Origin of the sequence: Dehalobacterium formicoaceticum (assembly GCF_002224645.1) — a bacterium.
In the GTDB taxonomy this organism is placed as follows: Bacteria; Bacillota; Dehalobacteriia; order Dehalobacteriales; family Dehalobacteriaceae; genus Dehalobacterium; species Dehalobacterium formicoaceticum.
The window spans coordinates 2634262-2655603 of record NZ_CP022121.1 but is presented as its reverse complement, the minus strand read 5'-3'; the positions used below and the strand labels follow the sequence as shown (position 1 = coordinate 2655603).

General features: G+C 42.4%; 21 protein-coding genes. 7 read left to right on the top strand and 14 right to left on the bottom strand.

The genetic code is table 11. The features are described 5' to 3' along the window. Positions 1–3 precede the first annotated feature (3 nt). The 7 genes from plsY to CEQ75_RS12785 form a co-directional block, all read right to left on the bottom strand. Positions 4–588 carry a glycerol-3-phosphate 1-O-acyltransferase PlsY gene (plsY, locus tag CEQ75_RS12815; protein WP_198306538.1) on the bottom strand — a complete coding sequence of 195 codons (585 nt, stop codon included), beginning with the start codon at positions 586–588 and terminating at the stop codon, positions 4–6. 130 nt (positions 589–718) lie between these two features. Continuing rightward, positions 719–2038 carry a ribosome biogenesis GTPase Der gene (gene der, locus CEQ75_RS12810; protein ID WP_089611207.1) on the bottom strand — a complete coding sequence of 440 codons (1320 nt, stop codon included), beginning with the start codon at positions 2036–2038 and terminating at the stop codon, positions 719–721. A 142-nt stretch (positions 2039–2180) separates the two neighbouring features. Further along, positions 2181–3491: a DUF512 domain-containing protein gene (locus CEQ75_RS12805; RefSeq protein ID WP_089611205.1), complete on the bottom strand. Its 1311-nt coding sequence runs from the start codon at positions 3489–3491 to the stop codon at positions 2181–2183. A 57-nt stretch (positions 3492–3548) separates the two neighbouring features. Continuing rightward, entirely contained in the window at positions 3549–3995 is a 447-nt protein-coding gene (locus tag CEQ75_RS12800; RefSeq protein ID WP_089611203.1) for a DUF3189 family protein, read from the bottom strand. Positions 3996–4016: 21 nt separating this feature from the next. Beyond that, complete coding sequence (locus CEQ75_RS12795; RefSeq protein WP_089611201.1) at positions 4017–4475, bottom strand: DUF3189 family protein; 459 nt, start codon at positions 4473–4475, stop codon at positions 4017–4019. 12 nt (positions 4476–4487) lie between these two features. After that, positions 4488–5663 carry a stage II sporulation protein P gene (spoIIP, locus tag CEQ75_RS12790; RefSeq protein WP_157677460.1) on the bottom strand — a complete coding sequence of 392 codons (1176 nt, stop codon included), beginning with the start codon at positions 5661–5663 and terminating at the stop codon, positions 4488–4490. Next, positions 5653–6396: a DUF1614 domain-containing protein gene (locus CEQ75_RS12785; RefSeq protein ID WP_089612628.1), complete on the bottom strand. Its 744-nt coding sequence runs from the start codon at positions 6394–6396 to the stop codon at positions 5653–5655. The genes spoIIP and CEQ75_RS12785 overlap by 11 nt, the downstream gene beginning before the upstream one ends. Positions 6397–6731: 335 nt before the next feature. On the opposite strand from CEQ75_RS12785, the gene CEQ75_RS12780 reads away from it, so the two are divergent. The 7 genes from CEQ75_RS12780 to CEQ75_RS12745 all read left to right on the top strand — a co-directional run bounded on the left by CEQ75_RS12780 (position 6732) and on the right by CEQ75_RS12745 (position 13382). Further along, complete coding sequence (locus tag CEQ75_RS12780) at positions 6732–7454, top strand: LytR/AlgR family response regulator transcription factor (protein ID WP_089611198.1); 723 nt, start codon at positions 6732–6734, stop codon at positions 7452–7454. Further along, complete coding sequence (locus CEQ75_RS12775) at positions 7447–8751, top strand: sensor histidine kinase (protein ID WP_089611195.1); 1305 nt, start codon at positions 7447–7449, stop codon at positions 8749–8751. Before CEQ75_RS12780 ends, CEQ75_RS12775 begins: the two co-directional genes overlap by 8 nt. Before the next feature lie 102 nt (positions 8752–8853). Beyond that, a complete protein-coding gene (locus CEQ75_RS19235) occupies positions 8854–9003 on the top strand; it encodes a cyclic lactone autoinducer peptide (protein ID WP_338031966.1) in 150 nt (49 codons plus the stop codon). Between the two features lie 76 nt (positions 9004–9079). Next, positions 9080–9571 carry a hypothetical protein gene (locus tag CEQ75_RS12765; protein ID WP_089611189.1) on the top strand — a complete coding sequence of 164 codons (492 nt, stop codon included), beginning with the start codon at positions 9080–9082 and terminating at the stop codon, positions 9569–9571. A gap of 484 nt (positions 9572–10055) precedes the next feature. Beyond that, complete coding sequence (locus tag CEQ75_RS12755) at positions 10056–11183, top strand: hypothetical protein (protein ID WP_157677459.1); 1128 nt, start codon at positions 10056–10058, stop codon at positions 11181–11183. 345 nt (positions 11184–11528) lie between these two features. Continuing rightward, complete coding sequence (locus tag CEQ75_RS12750; RefSeq protein WP_089611184.1) at positions 11529–12095, top strand: accessory gene regulator ArgB-like protein; 567 nt, start codon at positions 11529–11531, stop codon at positions 12093–12095. Between the two features lie 69 nt (positions 12096–12164). After that, positions 12165–13382: an IS256 family transposase gene (locus CEQ75_RS12745; protein ID WP_089611181.1), complete on the top strand. Its 1218-nt coding sequence runs from the start codon at positions 12165–12167 to the stop codon at positions 13380–13382. Positions 13383–13845: 463 nt separating this feature from the next. Here CEQ75_RS12745 and CEQ75_RS12740 read toward each other — a convergent pair whose 3' ends face one another. From CEQ75_RS12740 to CEQ75_RS12710, 7 genes are all read right to left on the bottom strand, one after another. After that, positions 13846–15999: a bifunctional 4-hydroxy-3-methylbut-2-enyl diphosphate reductase/30S ribosomal protein S1 gene (locus CEQ75_RS12740; protein WP_242965475.1), complete on the bottom strand. Its 2154-nt coding sequence runs from the start codon at positions 15997–15999 to the stop codon at positions 13846–13848. A 96-nt stretch (positions 16000–16095) separates the two neighbouring features. Continuing rightward, a complete protein-coding gene (locus tag CEQ75_RS12735) occupies positions 16096–16689 on the bottom strand; it encodes a lysophospholipid acyltransferase family protein (RefSeq protein WP_157677458.1) in 594 nt (197 codons plus the stop codon). 4 nt (positions 16690–16693) lie between these two features. After that, on the bottom strand, positions 16694–17362 hold the full coding sequence (gene cmk, locus CEQ75_RS12730) for a (d)CMP kinase (protein ID WP_089611177.1): 669 nt from the start codon (positions 17360–17362) through the stop codon (positions 16694–16696). 26 nt (positions 17363–17388) lie between these two features. Next, the gene (aroA, locus tag CEQ75_RS12725) at positions 17389–18678 is read right to left on the bottom strand and encodes a 3-phosphoshikimate 1-carboxyvinyltransferase (RefSeq protein WP_089611175.1); all 1290 of its coding nucleotides are present in this window, start codon (positions 18676–18678) and stop codon (positions 17389–17391) included. 85 nt (positions 18679–18763) lie between these two features. Beyond that, a complete protein-coding gene (locus CEQ75_RS12720) occupies positions 18764–19882 on the bottom strand; it encodes a prephenate dehydrogenase (protein WP_089611173.1) in 1119 nt (372 codons plus the stop codon). Continuing rightward, on the bottom strand, positions 19875–20750 hold the full coding sequence (gene aroF, locus CEQ75_RS12715) for a 3-deoxy-7-phosphoheptulonate synthase (protein ID WP_242965180.1): 876 nt from the start codon (positions 20748–20750) through the stop codon (positions 19875–19877). The genes CEQ75_RS12720 and aroF overlap by 8 nt, the downstream gene beginning before the upstream one ends. A 24-nt stretch (positions 20751–20774) precedes the next feature. Then, on the bottom strand, positions 20775–21332 hold the full coding sequence (locus CEQ75_RS12710; protein WP_089611169.1) for a beta/alpha barrel domain-containing protein: 558 nt from the start codon (positions 21330–21332) through the stop codon (positions 20775–20777). Positions 21333–21342: the final 10 nt, after the last annotated feature.

Sequence of the window (21342 nt, the reverse complement as noted above, 5' to 3'; positions counted from 1 at the left end):
ATATTATTTTCCGATCTTACTTTCCGTACCCTCGATTAATCTCCGGATATTAGAGTGATGCTTGACAATTACAAAAGCTGCCGCCACAATACTAAATAAAAGATAAGGCAATTCCTGATTAAAGATGATCGTGGAGATGGGAACGGTTAATGCCCCCACAATTGTTCCCAATGACACATAGCGTGTCAGAAAAATAACTGCCAGCCACACGACCACGGCTATAAGTGCTTCCAGGGGAAGCAATGCCAGCATGACCCCAAAACCGGCCGCAGCCCCTTTGCCTCCTTTAAAACCTAAATATATGGGATAATTATGTCCCAATAACACCATTATACCTGCTAAAGCTGCGATGGTGGGTGTTGCTAAGTATTTGGCCAATAAAACGGCTGCGGCGCCTTTACCAATATCCCCTGCGAGCACCAAGAGCGCCGGTCCTTTACCGATGGTACGTAAAGCATTGGTAAAACCTACATTGCCGCTGCCCACCTGCCGAATATCAATTCCTTTTACGGCTTTTGTCACGATATATGCCCAGGGAATCGCACCTAAAAAATAAGCGATGACCAGACACAATATGGATTTCATCATTCCTCTCCCCTCAGCAGTATCTTTATCAAATTCCAAGACTCCCACTTTTATAGTGGGAGCTCCTATTTTCACTTCAGGTGGGGTAGATTCCCCATCTGAAGCCCCGATGTTCAGCTTTAGCTGAACGAGTTCACTCTTTTTCTCTTTTACGTATCATCAACCAGATAGTCGTACCTTCAAAGCCAAAATTCTTCCTCAGCTGATTTTCCAGGTAGCGCTGATAAGAAAAATGCATTAATTCCGGTTCGTTGACAAATAAAACAAATTTAGGCGGTTTAACCCCCACCTGGGTCACATAAAAGACCTTTAATCTTTTCCCTTTGTCCGTAGGAGGGGGTGTCATGGCCAAGGCCTCGGTGATCACCTCGTTCAATCGGGCGGTTGGTACTCTCATGTTCTGCTGTTCAGCAACAAAATCTACTAGTTCCAGGATCTTATGCACCCTTTGACCACTCAGGGCAGAGATGTAAAGGATAGGGGCATAATTCAGAAAACCCATTTCTTCCCTGATCTTTTGATCGAATTGATGCATCGTCTTATCATCTTTGACCACCAGATCCCATTTGTTCACGATCAGGATCATTCCTTTACCCGCCTCGTGGGCGTAGCCGGCAATTTTTTTATCCTGTTCCGTAACCCCATCCACACCATCAATGAGCATTAAAACCACATCACTGCGATCAATGGCTCGAAGTGAACGCATCACGCTGTATCTTTCGGTGGGCTCATTGATCCGGGATTTGCGCCGCATTCCTGCCGTATCAATAATCAGATAATGCTTGCCCTCTTCCTCCAACAAGCTGTCGATGGCATCTCGCGTCGTACCGGCGATGTCGGATACGATGGATCGTTCTACCTTCAAAAGCTGATTGGCTAATGATGACTTGCCCACATTAGGCCGGCCGATCAAAGCCAATTTAATTGTTTCCGGCGGCAGATTCTCTCCTGCATCGGAAGGGAATTGTTCTACCACCGCATCTAATAAATCCCCAGTATTCATACCGTGGATAGCTGATATGGGAATAGGTTCCCCTAAGCCCAATTGATAAAAGTCGTATACCGCATCCTGTTTATCAAAATTTTCGATTTTATTCACCGCTAAGACAACGGGTTTCTTGCTTTTTCTGAGTAATTGAGCTACACTTTCATCATCAGGTGTGATGCCTGATTTTCCGTCCACCACAAAGAGAATCACATCCGCCTCTTCAATGGCCAGTTCTGCTTGCTGTCTCACTTTCGATTCAATACTGCCGTCTTTGCCATAAAATTCAATGCCCCCGGTATCAACCACGGTAAAATCCCGGTTGATCCAATCCGCATCCCGGTACAGACGATCCCTGGTTACTCCGGGATAATCCTCCACAATGGCCTCACGACTTCCCGTAAAACGATTGAATAAAGTGGATTTTCCTACATTTGCGCGTCCTACAATTGCTACGATCGGTTTCATAACTTTCTAGCCAGCCTTTCTCCCCGCTTATCCCCTATTTATATCCATATGTTTTGTTTTATCAAATATCATCATACATTATCATACATCGCGAACATCACAAAAATCCTATCCTATAGATACACATAGCAAAAAGCATTTATTAATTTCCAATGGCTTGAACAATACTTTTCCCCTGGGGTTCAACGACCCTGATGCGGCAATGCAATTGCTCCTCTACCTGGGGCACAGTCAGATCGTCCAAAAATAAATTTTCCTCATCCTTTAACATGGCAGAGGTAATAAAAATCTCCGGCAGATGATCGATTTTTTGCCGCCAATCTTTAAGTCCCAGCATCAGATCCGAGCCGGTCAAAAGACCTGAGACAGTGACGGTATGGCCAAAAAATTCATTTTGCAGTGGTATGACTTCCACGGTTAAATTTTCAATCTCATTCAATCTCTGCACAATTGGAGCCAAAGCCCTTTCTCCTGATACGCCGGTGACAAAATAAATCTTGCGCGGCTCCTTGATCCTTTGGGGCAATGATACTGCCTCTCTTTCAAAGTCCTCCCATAGATAGCGCACCAAGCCCACGCCGTTTTCAATCTGGGCAAACTCTTCATAATGATCGTAAGAGGGAATTTCCTGTTCGGCCAGGAAATAAAATTCATCGGCCAAAAAGACAAAATTGCTATCAATCTCATTTTTAAACCCTTGCTGCCGGCGGGAAATATCCCGGACAATTTCCGCTGCTTCTTCTTTTGTAAAGGGGCGCATATGTTCGTTCTTTTGATATTTGGTAATACCCACCGGAACCACCGCTGCGCTTTGCACCTGAGGCCAATATTTCTTAAGATTTGTGATGGTATCGGCCAAAGGCTTTCCATCATTCACCCCCGGACAAAGCACGATCTGGGTATGCATCTCAATGCCGGCGGCAGCCAAACGGGAAATTTTATCGATGATCTCTCCCGCCTGAGGATTATTTAACATCCTTTGACGCAAAGCCGGATCTAGGGTATGTACGGAAATGTAAAGCGGGCTGATATGGAACTGAATGATACGCTGGAGATCCTCATCCTTGAGGTTCGTCATGGTGATAAAATTGCCATAAAGCAAGGACAGGCGATAATCATCATCCTTGACATATAAGGAATCCCTCAAATTAGGAGGCATTTGGTCTACGAAACAAAAGATGCATTTATTTTTGCATCTTTTTACTCCGTCAAATGTATTATGGGCAAAAGTCAAGCCCAGGTCTTCATCCTCACCTTTTTCAATCTCAATTATCATCCGTTCTCCATCAGCCTTTTCAATTTCAACATCAAGATCTTCATCTGCCAACAGAAATCGATAATCAATAAAATCCTGTGGTTCCACGCCGTTCATGGAAATCAGAAAATCTCCTTTTTCCAAGCCCAGTTCTGCTCCGATACTTCCCGGGATGACACCGGTTATTTCTGCCTTCATAGGGATTCACCGCTTTCAATAATTTCACCATTATTATCCTTCATCCCCTGAATGATGTCAATACCAGGGATCTTCCTGTTTGGGACTAACTTTCTTGATTAAGGAAGGGAGGTTTCTTTTCAGCCCCTGTGTGGCTAAAAAATTTCCCGCATGTTGCAGACCCTTGGTTGCTAACTTTTCGCCCCATTTAGTCCAGTTATTTAATCCATCAGCGGTATTGATCAGCTTAAGATCTGCGGAGGAAACAAGGGCGATGCGCAAAAAATCCTCGATTCCTCTTGCTATCAGTGCCGGCTCCCCTCCCACGCCCAAAGTATAAACTTGATTGCCTCTTTCATCGTCCCCCAGATATCTGATTTTACTCCCTCGATCCGGATGCCCATAAAAAGGAAGATCCTGAAATAAAAGAGGGACTGCCTCTTGGGAAGAAAACTTGCCCAAATAAACTGCCCCGGCTAATACAGCGGAATGAACTCCACTATAGCTATAAAAGATAATTTTCATTTAATTACTCCCGTAGTAGCTTTATCTGATGCGATTCTTTTTTACTCTATGCACCAACTTGGATATTTTTTGGTAGGCATTTTGTGTACCCCGAATAACAAGGGGTCGGCCCAACTTCACCCAGCCCAACCGTCTGGAAGTAAACCCACCCACCATCATCATCCAATTGACAGCAGGCATGGTGTCAACAAAAACAAATTGTTTCCGGTCTAAGTTTAACAAATCAATGATTTGACTGAGGATCACCTGGAACCTTTTTCTGGAATTGTGCATCCCGATAATATAAACTTGATTCCCCTGGGCATCTTCCCCCATGTATCTAAAATATCCGTGGTCCTGATTAGTTTGGATATCATAATAAGGGACCTTCATCAATTCCTCCGGGGCGGGTTTCCCCCCTTCCGAAAGGAGCTTCAGATGAGCGGCGGCTGCTGTGACCGAGGAATGACTACCACCGTAACAACAATAAATAAAAATCATTTTTCTTCGGTTTTATTTATCCTTTCTTTTAAAGACATCTTTAAATTCACTGCCTGTAAATTCTTTCAGCTTTTTTACTCCTCCGCCGAAAGATCCGGTACTAATGACCAAATATAAGCCTCCGCCCACAACAACAATTCCTAATAACCACCAAATGGCCGGCCAGGATCCGGACTTATTCCTGGTTGTTCCCGGAGCAGCAATCTGTTCTCCCTGAGGCTGTGCTCCTTTATTTTGATAAATTCCTAACACCTTGGGTACGGTATCGGCCAATAAAGCGACCCCTCTTTCCGCATCCTTCCTGCTGTTTTCATGAGAACCGGCTTCAATCAGCATCATCCGGGGACCTAAATCCTGGTTGTAATTACCTTTCGCCAAAAAAATTCCTTCAAATAAACCGGGATGGGTTTTATCCATGGCTGCTTTCATGGTTTTCGCGAATTCCAGGTTGGCTTGTTTAGTTTGATTTTGACGCCCGACCACCAACTTAATTTTTGTTACCGGTTGTCCATTAATTTCATTTTTATAAACATCCGCCGGTACGGCATCCCGATGCACATCAAACATGATGGCCGGCTGATTTTTTAGTAAGCGCACTGCTGTTCTTCGGGACCTTTGATAAGCACCGGCATCATGAGGATCATGAGGTGTTTTATCATGATATACCGTAAGCCCATTTTTTTCTAAGCTATTGGTAAAGGCATCCCCTACCTTTAAAATGCCGCCGTTACCCCGCTCACTGGATTTTCCGTCTGTCGGTACATAGGACTCATCTGCATGAGTGTGATAAACACCGACCACATTGTTTTGATTGTTTTTTGCTTGGACAGTGATATCGGCAGAGGCAGGAATCAGATCCCATTCATCCAGCCAGGCAATCTTATCTGTGCCCAGATATTTGCAAGTGGCCGTATACCTGTTCACCTTGGTGACCCGATAATGCTTATTATCAGCCGCCCAAAATTCATCTCCTACATGGACGGGAAGCGCAGTGCTTGTGATCACCTGGTTAGATTCATCAAGCAACTGAAAATACTTCCCTTCCCCAGCTTCCGTTTCATAACTAATCCCCAGGAAATCAGACCAGTTGGAAGCAACGACCGAGGAATTATGTTGGATGTAAAGGGAGCTTCCTAAAATCAAAATGGCTGCCAGGAGAATTATGCTCAGGAATCGCCTATTTTTCATTACCGTCGCCTCCTTCTTTTGACTCTTTTTGATTTGTTTCTTCACCTTTACCATCAAGAGAGTGAGATGGATTTTTAAGACCTTCCAATAATTTTTTTGGTCTTCCTGCCAGGGCAGGACCACCCTGGAGCCTTTCTCTCAGTTCACCGATAAATTCCGCCAGCAAAACGGCAATGATACCCGAAAGGATAACGGCATCCAGGGCACCTGCCCCCCCAAAAGCCACTCTTCCGGGAGTCCCAGTGCGCAGCAGCCAAAAATAATTAACCACATCAGCCAGGATTACACTTAAAACGGCAGTAATAAAAGCGCCTCTTCTGGAATGGCTGATTACATAGGCAGTTACACCGGCAATAATGGGGGTCACCCACAAGGGATCAATCATCATGGTTTCCGGATCGGCGGAAATGAATCGGTTGACGGTTACCAATAAAAAAGTGGCAACAACCGTTCCCGCCACCGTTCTGCCCCATTCTTTGGCCGTCCCGGCAGTGAACAAAAGGTAAAGGACAAAGATTAAAGGAATCAAAGCACCGCCTAGATTAACACTCATGGCCGTCCTTCCCGTGACGATGGGGATTTCAATAAAACTCCCGATAATGATCGCAGCGATGAAAGCCAATGCTCCCCGGTCTGTTAATTTCATGCGGTCTAAAACCCGTTGGGCCAACCCAAAATAAATTATTACCGATAATATAACAAGAATGATCATTCCTATAGGTACTTGCGGCATTTTTTTAACTCCTTTCATAATATCAATCTCATGATCTATGATTTGCTAAATGCCGCCGGAATATACAAAAAAAGCGCGACCTAAATTCCCGTGTTCATAGGGATAAAATTTCGATTACGGTATTTTAAGGTAAGCGGACAACAACAGATATAGCTATCTTCCTTTACCGTTAAACACCATAAATTATTAATCAAAACGGAACTTCTACAGAACAAATAAAGTAGTTTTACGTCTAATTAGGTAATAAACAAATTTTCAAGGAAAAACACCTAGAATATAATCCTTTATATCCCTAAATAGGATATGATTACAAATATATAGGCAGGTGATAAGATATGATGTTGCGTGTTGCTATTTGCGATGACGATAACACAATTTGCTCTCAAATTGAAAATATATTGTCCAAGCCCAGCACAGGAAAAATGGAAATCGAAATATTTTATTCAGGGGAATCACTACTCCAATATATATCAAATGGAGTATATTTTGATCTTATCTTTTTAGATATTGAACTTCAGATCCTAAATGGCGTAGAGGTAGGGAAAAAAATTAGGGATGAGATGCATAATGAAAATACACAAATTGTATTTATTTCTTGTAAAGACAGTTATGCTATGGAGCTTTTTGAAACAAGACCTTTGAATTTTTTAATTAAGCCGCTTAAAGAAGAGGAAATAGAAAAAGTCATAAAAAAAGTTATTGAGTTAGCGGCAAAAAGCAATCATTTTTTTGAATATAAAATTGGCCGCACACAAACTAAAATACCTTTAAAGGATATTTTATATTTCGAAAGTTCCGGCAAAAAAGTAAAGATATTTACCCAAGACGTAGTTCATGAATTTTATGGAAAGCTTTCGGTTATTGAACGACAGCTCATTAACAAAGACTTCATACAAATTCACAAATCTTATTTAGTAAATTATTTCCATGTGATTAAATATCAATATGAAAATGTAAAATTATCTGATTATACAGTGTTATCAATTAGCCAGCAGCATAGAAAATCAGTAAGTGACAGACTATTGCAACGCTGGCAGGAGGATAAAGGAAATGGATAATTATGACATCATTTATTTTTTATCCAATATTTTTGGGACCTATATCATTTATAGATTTATGTATATTTTTTTTGAACGACGTTCAAAAAACAAAAAAGTGGAATTGATATCATACATACTCTATTTTTTGGCGATTGGGATAATATATATATCCCATAATACCCCTATTGTTAATCTCATCTGTAACTTAATCATGTTTTTTCTGCTAACGCTAAATTATTACTCTAATTGGAAGATGAAATTGACCGCGGTTGTTTATGTTTATGCAATATTAATTTCTGTTGAAACAATTACTATAATCATATTGAACATACTAAATTTGAACGCACTTATTAAAGGTGTTGATTTACAATTAATTCTTGCTCAAATAATTAGTAAGATTTTATCTTACATTGTTGTTCTAGTAATTTCAAACCTTAAAATGATTAAAGCGGAATACCATATCCCATTATTGCATTGGATTGCAGTTTTTATTATTCCGCTTGGAACGCTATTTTCTACTTTTATATTAATGAAAGAAAGCAATCCTGAAAATTTTCCTCAAATTTTCATTAGTATTGCAATATTATTTATAATAAATGTATTTGTTTTTTATTTATATGATATTCTGCTACAGTCTTATCAGGAAAAAACTGAGAAAAATCTATTGAGACAACAAAATAATGCCTATATTAAGCAGCTAAAAATCATAAATCAATCACTTAAGAATATTAAGATACTCCGTCATGATATTAAAAAACATATGTTGGCATTACAAACTTTAATTGAAAAAGGTAATAATGATTTGTCATTGCAGTATCTTCAAAATGCTTTTAATCTTATAAACAATGTCAACGAATACGTTAAATCCGGTAATGCGGAAGTCGATAGTATTCTAAACTATAAAATATACGAGGCAAAAAGAAAAGACATAGATGTAATAGTAAATTTAAAAATTCCTGAAAAACTGAGTATTCAATCATTTGATTTGGTAGCTATTTTAGGAAACCTACTTGATAATGCAATAGAAGCAACATCTATATACACAGGAGAAAAAAGGATAGGGATTTTTGTTGAATTAAACAGAAACGTACTTTATGTTAATATAACGAATCCTTTTCAAGAGAAATTACATTATGGATTTAATAAATTGAAAACTACTCATAGAGATGCAGAAAATCATGGTTTTGGGTTAGAAAGCGTGAAGAAGGCTATTGAAAAATATAACGGTACTATGAATATCAAGCATACGGACAATACTTTTCGTGTTGATGTGCTAATCTATAACCGTAATTTTAGTGCGGAAGAAAAAGTTTAAGTTTTACCAAAAAAATATATTAGTTTTACCACCTTTCTGCACAAAGGCAATTTTTATGATAGATTTAGATTGCCAAAAGCAATCATGTGTTGAAAGGAGGTAATGGCTTTGAAGAATCTTCTTATGAGATTCGGCGGGGTAGTCGCGAGTCTAGCTTTACTGGTAACATCAATGAATGCCAACACAACTTGCATCTGCTTTATTCATCAACCCAAACCGCCAAAAGATATGAATAAGCTTCGAAAATTTTAGTGGTAGCTAATTTTTTGGTCAAGAGAAGGGAATAGTTTTTGAAGCAAAATAAAAAAAGTGAAAGGATGATATAATAATGAAAAAGATAACAAAGTTTACAGGGTATGTTAGTATCATGTTAACTATTTGCTTGTTGCTTGGAGCAACATCCGTATTAGCTGGAGGCAGTTTCGATGGGCTGACAAAGAAAGAGATCAACAAAAAACTGATGGATGATATGATGAAAGAAAGTGAAGGAGTAAACATCTATGACTTTGATGAAGGTGAGTTAAAAGTTCAGGAAATAGCAAAAAAAACCGGCTTTCATAGAAATCAGGTAACCGGGCTTTTGGGCAAGGGTTACACCGAAGAAGAAATATACGCTATGGACTTGGATAAAGTTGATGATATATTGACTGAGGGTTTAGGTGACGATGAAAAACTTATGTATTATACTCATGTTGCTCCGAGACCTTTTAATGAATATGTGGACAGGTTCCCGGAAGGATATTTCTCTGAGCAGGGGTTAGCAAGAGGATTGGTTTATTGCAGCATTTGCGGCTATTCTCATTCTAATTTGGTTAACTGAACTCATATCACAGCTACCGCAGGCTATAATGGTGATGGCTGCTTTCATGAGGATAGTCAACTCACTCAAAGTAATATAAATACTGCCTGTTATCGGTCTAAGCTAGCCGGTTTTAATATATTTAATCTGACCAGCAGTACCTACCTGGATTTTGATTATCATTTATTTGGAGAAGATCAGAGTGCTGCTTATCCTCACTGGGCTCATGAAGGGGTGGATCTTAATTATACCGGGGCAAATGGACGCAATGTATATGCACCCATATCCGGTAATCTACAACGCATACCATATCCATCTTGGAGTTTGTACGGATAGAGGAGCAAACTGTACTGAGATTCATACTGGACGAGACCCAGAGATCGTTCTGGAGTGTATCCCTCCGTATACTTATATTGATTAATATACATTTATGTAAAGGAAGGGTTGTGGTGTCTCAGTGAAAGCTCTAGGTATTATTGCTTTTTTTGCAGGGATGTTGGCTTTGATGCTAGTGTTGTCTGGCTGCCAATCATCAAATGATGTGGACGCACCCGTCTCAGAGGTTGATGGACTGGTAGAGTTGAATATTTCTCCTCTCTTTAAAGAGGGGGAAGGGAATTTTATCAAAGGCTGTCTGTGGTTTGATGAGAATACTTTGATTTTAGCCAGTCAAAAAAAGGAAGAGATAAACCTGGAAACCCATCAGTCAAACCTGGGTGAAACGGATATTTACCTCTATGATATCAATAAACAGCAGGCGACCTTGCTGCCTTGTGATTATCCCTTTAGTTCACATTGGGATTGGAATCGGTATATCCCCATCAGGAATGAGGAGGTAATTGGCTTTGGCGAAGGAAGCGCCGTTACTTTTGATCTTGATGATCCGACCAAAATAAATATGATTATAAAAGAGGATGATAATCTTCGTGTATTCTCTCCGGATCTCTCCTACATGGCTGAAGTGGGTAACTTTGGTCCGGATTCCGGGAATGATCTTCAGAACGGTGCGATGTTATTATTGCATAATCTTAAAACGGGGGAAGTAATTGAATTAGACCGTTCGCTTATCGTAGTAGGCGGGGGCGTTGTGGCGACGGAGTGTTATTGGTCGTTTGACAGTGCTACTTTAGCCTACCTGATCGATTATAACCATCTGCTGATTTATAATGTTGCCTCCGGGGAGAGTAAAAGGATAACCCTGGAGGAACTGAGGGGTAACAGAGATATTGAAATTCATGAATTTTTCAGTTTATCCTTTACACCTTCCAGCAAACTATTGATCACCGCACTACACTCTTCCGGTTATGCCCAGGCTGTGCTGGAGGATAATTATGAACTGATGGAATGGGCAGTGGATGAAACACCACCCAGCCTTTTTATCATTGGTGAAAGCGATGGCAGGGTCTTTGCCGAGGGCAAAAAACCATCCAAGGAAGATTCCTTCGGCGTATCCGGCGTAGTATCTTATGGCGAGTCCCCCCGGAAAGATATGGTTTTCCACAGGGATGGAGAATCCTTCAGCGCGGGAGCGTTATCACCCGATGGTAAGCGTTTGGCTGTAATTACACATGACATTACACGTGAAGCTGGCATTAATCACGAACAACATCTGCATATTTTACCCGTAGAATGAAACATGTGAAAGGCAAAGGAACTGCCCTATAAATTTTATTTTCCCTGAGCTCCAGACTGAGTCTATCCTTGATTATGTGTAAACTTCCGAGTTAGTGTAAAATATAAGCGCTAATTTAACGAACTATAAATTATATGAACGCCCTATATTTCTAACTAAGCAAAAGCCGCGGGTTTCATACCGTGGTTTTTTTAAAATTATTTTTAAGTTTTTCCAAAAAGACATATCAATTTTACCAAATTACCGTACAAAAACTTATTTTATGATAGGATAGGTTTGTCAAAATAATAAAAAAATTTTTGGAAGGGGGGTAATGGCTCTGAAGGAGAGCCTTCGTAAATTTTAATGTCGGCTAATTTTTTGAACAAGGCCATAGATCAACTTGTTGAGGTAAATATTATAAATAGAGATGACAAAGAATTATATTTCTATGGTCTAGAACAAGGTCTGATTATGTTAGCTAATGTCATCACAATTCTCATGATTGGGCTTATCTTCGGAATGGTTTGGCAAAGCATTGTTTTTATTGTGGCATATCTCCCCTTACGCTCATATGCAGGAGGCTATCATGCCAAAACTCAGATCCAATGCTATCTGTTTTCCATAGTACTTATTTTTGCAGTCCTTTTTGCAATTAAATTTATCTCATGGACAAGTTTAGTTTGCTTTAGTTTAGCATTTGTTGCAGGAATAATAATCTTTATTTTGGCACCCTTGGAGGATAGCAACAAGCCCTTAGACGACATAGAGAGAGCAGTATATAAAAAACGAACAAGGATCATCTTGGGTGCAGAGTTTTGTATGTTGTTGGTAATGTTAGTTCTTGATGCTAATCAAATTTCAATTTGCATCTCTGTATCCTTTTTAGCCATGGGCAGTATGCTCTTATTAGGGAAACTAAATATGGCGTAAAAAGAACGGAAAGAGAACGCTTAAAATTTCGTGTAATTGGTAACAATAACCATAAAGGAGATGTTATCAATGAACGAAAGAGCAAATGAATTAGTAAAACTATTGGCACAGGAATGCAGTAGCATGGAGGACATCCATTCCATGCTGAAAAACCTGTTCAGCGGAACAATTGAAGAGATGCTGGAAGCAGAAATGGATGAGCATTTGGGATATGATAAGCATAGCCCAGCAGGGGATCTGAGCGGAAATAGCCGGAATGGCTACAACAAAAAAACGTTACAAACGCAAATGGGAAAGACGGAAATAAAAGTTCCACGAGATCGAAATGGTGAATTTGAACCGCAATTGATTGAGAAATATCAAACAAAATCAAATAATTTAGAGCACCAAGTGATAGCCATGTATCAAAAAGGAATGTCTACCCGTGATATAGAAGACCACCTGCGTGATATCTATGGAGTAGATGCATCACCGGCTCTGATCAGTCGAATTACAGACAAAATCATGCCGCAGCTAATGGAGTGGCAATCAAGACCATTGGAGAGCATATATCCTGTAGTCTTCTTTGACGGAATAGTCTTCAAAGTGAGAAAGGATGCCAAGATCATCAACAAATGTGCCTATACAGTATTAGGGATTAATATGGAAGGCAGAAAAGAGATATTAGGTATTTGGATCAGCGAAAATGAAAGTGCAAGCTTTTGGGCAACTGTAGTCAATGAGATGAAAAATCGGGGCATAAACGACATTTTAATTGCATGCCACGACAATTTAAGCGGATTATCGACAGCGATAAACAGCGTTTTCCCGAAAACAGAGCAGCAGCTTTGCATCATCCACCAAATCAGAAACTCAACAAAATATGTTTCATACAAAGATTTAAAAACTATTATGGCGGATTTAAAAATGATCTATCAGGCTCCATGTGAGGATGACGCACTTTATCATCTTGAAGAATTTGGGGAGAAATGGAGTAAAAAATACCCACAGATAGCAAAGTCATGGCGAGATAACTGGAGCGAGCTTTCGGTATATTTCAAGTATCCAGAGAATGTTAGAAGGCTAATTTACACGACAAATTCAGTAGAAGGATTTCATCGGATGTTACGGAAATTTACAAAAACCAAAACCACCTTTCCCGGCGATGAATCACTAAAAAAATCAATCTACTTGTCCATTATGGAAATTGAGAGAAAGTGGAGTTTACCAATTCGCGATTGGGGAATAATAATGGGGCAGATGTCTATCTTCTTTGAGGAACGTCTGACGGACAGCAAAGGTGCATAACTTCTCGGGGGCTCTGCCCCCGAACTCCCGGAGTTTTCCGGGTTGGGAATCTAAGCAATAGAAAATGAAAAAGCAGCCCCATTTGAGACCGCCTTTTCAATTGCTTGAGTTCCCCAGTCAGACCCTCAGGTTGCCCTCCGGCAGAGCCTTGTCTTTCTGACTGTACTAAAATTTTACCCATTATTGCAAGGTATTAAACCTTGTTGGGAATAGCCAATTACACGAAATATGAAACACTCCCAACGGAAACCATATTTGTTTTATGGTTTCCGTCTTTTCCGAATCGGTTTTGGGTACGGTTCAGTAAGTTTCCCTATTGAACCGTGCCTAAGTCTGCGCTTTTTTTATCAAATTCCACTTCTATAAGTGGGAACTCCTATTTCCACTTCAGGTGGGGTAGATTCCCCATCTGAAGCCCCGATGTTCAGCTTTAGCTGAACGAGTTCACTTCATTGACCTGATTTTATTCTTGATCCTTGGTCAGATCCTTACCGATCAGATCTCCAATGGTTACGCCAAATCTTTCCTCGGATGCATCCTGATGGGTATCCATTTCAGTCTCTTCCGGGACTTCTTCCACCGGTTTTGTTTCTTCAACAGGAAGATCAAGAGCTTCTTTGATACTTAGGCTGATTCTTTTTCCTTCTTTATCGACACTTAAAACTTTTACCTGAACTTCATCGCCGGGGGATACCACATCCTCGGTCTTCCCGACCCGATGATGAGCCAATTGAGAAATATGCACCAAGCCCTCTACCCCGGGTTCCACCTGAACAAAAGCACCGAAGGGAGCGGTACGCACTACCTTGGCATCCACAATCGTTCCTACGGGATAGTTAACATCTACCTGATCCCAGGGATTAGCAAGGAGCTGTTTTAAGCCTAAGGAGACTTTTTCATTTTCCCGGTCTATGCCCAGAATCAGCACATCCAATTCGTCATTTTCCTTTAAGACATCGGAAGGATGACTGACTCGGTACCAAGCCATTTCTGAAACATGTAGCAAACCGTCAATGCCCCCGATATCAATAAAAGCTCCGAAGCTTGTTAAGCGGCGTACAATACCGTGCACTGTTTGCCCTTCGCTGATCTTTTCCCATGTTTCTGCTTTCTTTTTGGCTGATTCTTCCTGAAGAACAGCTTTGGCGGAAAGAACCAGCTTATTGGTATTGCGATCACATTCCAAAACCTTTAGGGTAAGTTCTCTGCCCACATATGGTTTCAGATCCTCCACATAACCCAATTCAACCAATGATGCCGGGATGAATCCCCGTACACCTACATCGGCCAATAAGCCGCCTTTTACCACTTCTGTGATCTTACCGGTAACATACTCACCGGACTCCATAGCGTCTATCAGTTTTTCCCAGTTCTTTTCCTGGTCTACCCGGCGTTTTGACAATACGGGATGTCCTTCGTCATTTTCCTTTTTCAAAACGACAACTTCTATCTGATCACCCACTTTCAGGGCTTCATGTATGTTTTCTGCTTCGAAGGCAGTCAGTTCCGATCTGGGGATCACACCCTCAGATTTTCCGCCCACATCGACCAGCACCTCAGAATCACGTACCTGGACAATCACACCACTGACTCTTTCGCCTCTGCGTACCTGCTTGATCCCTGTGTCAAAGGAATCGGCAAAAGAGGCGTCACCGCTTGGTGCCTCCGGAGCAGGGGTTTCTTCCTCTGTTTGGACCGAAACATTTTCTTCGGTTACCTCTTCGTTACTTTCTTTAACAGTTTCTTCAAGATTCTCCGTTGCATTTTCTTCCGTTCTTTGTTCTTCCTGATCAGTAAATTCCATCATCCTCTGTAATACCTCCTTAATAATCCAGTCGGGGGTGGATGCCCCAGCCGTAATACCCACCTGATCTTTACCTTTAAGCCATTCAAAATCGATATCCTGTGCTTTTTCGACAAGGAAGGCAGGTGTTCCGGTTTCTCTTGCTATTCGTGCTAATTTTTGCGTATTAGCACTATTTAATCCGCCTACTACTAAAACAAGATCAACTTCTTGGGCTAATTTTTCTGTTGCTTTTTGTCTTTCGGCAGTAGCAAGGCAGATTGTATTATGTATCACCAGATGGGGATTTTTATTCTTTAAAACCTCCGCCACCTGTTGAAAATTGTGAACTTGTTGAGTAGTTTGCGCAATCACGCCAACTTTATCTCCCAAAAGGATTTTACCAGCTTCTTCAGCATTTTCTACGACGCAGGCTTTTTGGTTTGACCAGCCTACAATGCCTTCAACTTCGGGATGGTTTCTGTCACCAACTACCACCACCCGATAGCCATTCTCCGCCAAGTCTTTTGCATAAAGCTGTGCCCGTTTTACAAAAGGGCAAGTCGCATCAATCAGTGAAATATTCAGTTTTTCTGCCTGTGAAAAAATCTCCGGACTTACCCCATGGGATCTGATAATGGCTCTTGACCCTGTCACCAGATTTAAGTCATCAACGGCAACAATGCCCTTTTGTTTCAGCCGTTCCACCTCTTGGGGATTATGTATCAAAGGTCCAAGAGAACAAACCATGCCATAGGATTCCACAGCTTCTTCCGCGAACTGCAGTGCTCTTTTTACGCCAAAACAAAAACCGGCATTTTTGGCCATCACCACACGCAATCATTTCCACCCCATTAGCTTTTCTATTATTATATCAAATTTTCGCAATCAAGATAAGTTTCGTTAAAAAAAGTAATATTCCTGCAAGAATTATTGATTTTTCGAAAGTAAATCATAAACCGAATGCCAAATTTTTTGGTTTAAAGCTTCCAGCTCTTCCTTGGAAGGTCGATCCTCGGATTCTGGATAAGGGATCGGCTTCCCGATGATAACCCGTACCGGATAACGCCAGCCCAAAAGCACCTTGCGGGAATTAATTACGGCCATGGGAAGAATGGGGCTGCCGGCTTTATAAGCGATCATATTGATCCCTGATTTAAAAGGAAGAAGGGTTCCGGGCTTAGCTCTCGTTCCCTCCGGAAAGACCCCAATGAGCTCATTATCCTGCAAGAGTTTAATGGCTGTTTTTAAAGCGTTTCGATCCGACACCCCCCTTTTAATAGGAAATGCCCCTAACTTATGAAGGATATTCTTAAAAATAGGATATGAAAAAAGTTCAGCTTTGGCCATAAAATGTACTTGCCGGGGCAGGGCACAGCCAACCAAAACCGGATCCCAATAACTGATATGATTGCAGACGGCAATAAAAGGGCCATTTTTCGGGACATGCTCCAGCCCTTCAACCTTCCACCGACCCAAGAGGACCAGTATAATAAGGCAAATTCTTTTAGCAAATGAATACAAACCCTCACTCTCCTTTCTCACATCGATCAAGAATTTTTCCGACGATGGTTTCGATGGAAAGTCCGGTAGAATCAATTAAAAAAGCATCCGGCGTTTGCATTAAAGGACCGACCTTGCGCAACGTGTCCAATAGATCCCTCTGATCAATATCCTCCTGCACCTTTTTAGGGGAAACGTGATAGCCCTTTTGAGCTAATTCCAGGCAGCGTCTTTTACCCCGTTCTTCCACAGAGGCCGTTAAAAAAATTTTGCAATCAGCCTGGGGTAAAACAATGGTCGTAATATCTCGTCCGTCCATAACTACGCCGCCTTTTTGTGCCAGCTGCTGCTGCATTCGGACCATCTTTTTGCGTACACCGGGTACGAGGGCTACGAGGGAAACATTTTTGGATACTTTGGGATCCCTGATTTCCTGGGTAACATCTGTTCCATCACACAATACTTTCAACTGACCTTCTTGGCTGAATAAGGTAATCTCTGTATTTTCTGCTAATTCGGTCAGGGAAGCTTCATTCTCCAAAGGAATATTCTTAATCATGGCTTTATATGTGAGCGCCCGATACATGGCTCCGGTATCAATATACAGATAATTTAATCTCTCTGCCACTATACGCGCCACCGTGCTTTTTCCCGCCCCTGCCGGTCCGTCAATGGCAATCACCTTTTTAGGCATGATAACCTCCTGTGCCTTTATTAAGATTAAAGGGTCAGTTTTCTCAAAAGCTGGTAGAAATCAGGAAAAGAGATATTGACACATTCTCCCTGCTGAATCACCGTCTCCCCTTTTGCCCGGGTTCCTGCCACTGCCAAAGCCATGGCTATGCGGTGATCAAAAAAGCTGTTCACCGGGGCGCCCTTTAATGGACGCCCCCCCTGGATGATCATTCCATCTTCTTGGGGTTTGATGTCCATCCCTAATAAAGCCAGTTGTGATGTGATCGCATCAATGCGATCCGTTTCTTTGACCTTTAACTCCCCGGCGTCTTTAATGATAGTTTCACCTTCGGCAAAACCTGCTGCTACTGCTAAAATGGGAATCTCGTCAATCAGACGGGGAATCTCCTCCCCTGCTACCGTTACGCCATGGAGGGGACTGTATTGTACTACTACATCTGCCACCGGTTCCCCTGCCTCTATTCTTTGATTTTCTAAGTTTATTTTTCCTCCCATTTTTTGCAGCACATCAATGATGCCTTTGCGTGTAGGATTAATCCCCACATGCTCCAGGATAAGTTCCGAACCGGGGGTTATGGCTGCGGCCACCATAAAAAATGCGGCAGAAGAAATATCCCCCGGTACGATGATTTTTTGTCCCCGGAGTTCAGGAAATCCCTGGACAGAGGATTTTTTATCTTGAGACAAAATTTTCGCTCCAAAGGAACTTAACATGCGTTCCGTATGATCTCGGGATTTTTCCGGTTCCTCCACCGTTGTGGTCCCCTCTGCATATAAACCGGCTAACAAAAGGGCAGACTTTATTTGTGCGCTGGCCACCGGCGATGAGTAGCTGATTGGATGTAAATTTCCTCCCCGGATCCCCAAGGGTGCCTTGTTCCCGTTTTCCCGCCCATCACTGACCGCACCCATCAAACTGAGAGGTTTGACCACACGTCCCATAGGACGGCTGCTTAAAGAAGCATCCCCTTTAATAATACTATGAAAGGGCTGCCCTGCCAAAAGACCAAGGATCAGACGTAAAGTAGTTCCGGAATTCCCCGCATCCAATACCTCCAAAGGTTCTTTCCATCCCAAGAGTCCTTTGCCGTGAATGGTCAGCTGACCGGATGGCCGAACCGTGACATCGATCCCTAGTTTACGCACACAATCCACCGTGCTCAGACAATCCTCCCCCATGAGAAAGCCCTCTACTTCTGTAATACCTTCTGCAATGCTGCCTAGAAGTACACTGCGATGGGAAATGGACTTATCTCCCGGCACCTTGATGTTACCTTGAATTTTTCTGTTCGTACCTTTAATAATTTCTTCCATACTGCACGCCCCTTATTCTGCCGGTGCATCACCTGCTTACTTTGTTTCCCCAGATTTCTAACTTTCACCTACACCCCTGTTGCTGTTAAGCCGTGGGTAATGATACAGAAAGTCCTTTTTCTCTTAAGATAATCAATGCTTTGTCCAAATCAGATTGATGCTGAAAAGCAAGACGGATGGCTCCTTCATGATTTTCCCGTACACGCAGCACCTCGATTTCCGCAATATTAACCTCTGCTGCTCCTAAGCTTCCTGTGATCAGGGATAACATGCCCGGTTGATCCGGTATGGAAATCAATAATTCATAAATCTGGGGCAAACCGCCCCGATATGAAACGGGAATCCCTTCCCGCAGGTTTTTGGATGACAAGAAAAGTTCTTCCAGCCGCTCCCCGTCCCCTTTAATAAGGTATTCTTTCACCTGATCCAGCTGTTTTTGAAAGGCATCGATCATTTCAATCAGATTTTCCTGATTTGATAAAACAATATCCCGCCACATGACGGCATCTCCCCCGGCGATACGGGTGGTATCCCGAAAACCTCCCGCTGCCAGCAAGGGTGCGTCAGGAATTTTGTGCCCAAGTTCTCCCACCGTCTGCACCAGGCTGACTGCCGCTAAATAAGGCAGGTGGCTCACCCCGGCCACGGCCTGATCATGAACCTCAGGTGACATGATTTTGGGCTTGGCACCAAGCCATTCAATAACCTGAAGCACTTTATGCAGATTTTCCGGGCTTTCTTCTGCTTTTGGGGTGATAACATAAATTGCATTTTCAAAAAGATAATCTTTGGCGCCTGAGATTCCAGCCTTTTCGGAACCGGCCATGGGATGACCTCCGATGAAAGCGATATGAGCAGGCAGGATCCGGCTCATTTCTTTGATGATACTTTCCTTGGTGCTGCCCACATCAAAAAAAACACAGCCATCTTTTAAAAATGGCAGGATGCTGAGAACCGTATTTTTGATTTGGCCCACGGGAACAGCCAGGATCACCAGATCCGCATCTTCTACGGCTAATTTCAAGCTCATGGTGCCCCAATGAACTGCTCTCATGGCAACAGCCTGTTGGACGGAGGTAAGATTCAGATCATATCCGACCAGGGCGGGAATCTGTCCCTTTTTGTTTAAAGCCAGACCTAAAGAACCGCCAATGAGTCCCAGGCCGATGATAGTAATTTTATTGAGTGCATTCATTTTACTCATGCTCGTCTACCCTGGACAAAGGTCTCTTAACCGCCTGGGCAATGGCAGCCACTTCCTCAACAAGCTTTTGAAAATTTTCTTCCGTCAAAGATTGTTGTCCGTCAGATAAGGCCTTGGAAGGGCAAGGATGCACTTCAATCATCAAGCCGTCGGCTCCGCAGGCGATGGCAGCTTTTGACATGGGGGTGACTAAGGGCCATTTTCCGGTGCCGTGGCTTGGATCCACAATGACCGGCAGATGGGATAGCTGTTTCAGCATGGGCACGGCGCTTAGATCCAAAGTATATCTCGTTCCGGTTTCAAAGGTGCGAATGCCCCGTTCACAAAAGATCACCTGATGATTGCCGGCGGCCATGATATGTTCTGCGGCCAGAATCCACTCTTCAATGGTTGCTGCCGGACCTCGCTTCAGGAGGATGGGTTTGCCGGTGGCGGCTGCCTCTCTGAGCAGGAAAAAATTTTGCATGTTCCGAGCGCCAATTTGTAAAATATCCGCATATTGTGCTACCAGATCCACATTTTTCGTATCCATAACCTCAGTCACAAAGGGCATCCCGGTGACTTCCCGAGCCTGGGCCAGAATCTCCAATGCTTCTTCTTCCATGCCATGAAAGGAGTAGGGTGAGGTCCGGGGCTTATAGGCGCCGCCCCTGAGCAGCACCGCCCCCGCCTTTTTCACACTACGAGCAGTTTGCAGCAGTTGGTCCCGGCTTTCCACCGCACAGGGACCGGCAATAATCACGGTTTTGTCCCCGCCGATTTCTATTCCCCGCACCTTAATCACGGTTCTTTCCGGTTTAAATTCCCTGCCTGCTAATTTATAAGGAAGGTGCATAGGGGTCGCACCATCGTTCATGATTTCAATCATATCCATCCCTCCCCGCAGCTATTTCTAAAAAGCAGCTAAAAATTCGGCATCTTCCCATTTATTCTTGGCCACATCAAATTGAACCGCGAAAGGTGCATATTCTAAAATTTTAGCCACCCATTCTACCCGGCTGAAGGAACCATCCAGTATCAAGATTCTTTCTTCTAGTGATTGGGGAGGTATTTTCATAACTGTTTTTTGATCTAACGAGAGCACAATGCCCGAGAGGAGATCCGGCTGACAATAATCCTGCAGATGCGGCAAATTGTCTTGATTAAAGGTTTTTAACATATGCTCCGGATATCTTTCAAGATCCTCCGGTTGTTCTTGTCCTGTAAAGTGCAAGGTATCAAGATGGCAAAAGGTCACCAATTCCTGGATAACATGTCTTTTTTCATCGGCAAAAATACCTGCCCGGGTAACAAACACCGGCAAAGAAAAGAATATTTCCCGCGCCAGCTCCGGATGCACCTCTTCCTTTTCTTTTGAATAGCCTATTTTGATTCCCACCGCAGCTGCACCCAAGTTCACTGCCCTTCGGGCATCCTCTTTTGTTTGAATTCCTGTCATATAAACCTTCATTTTATCACCT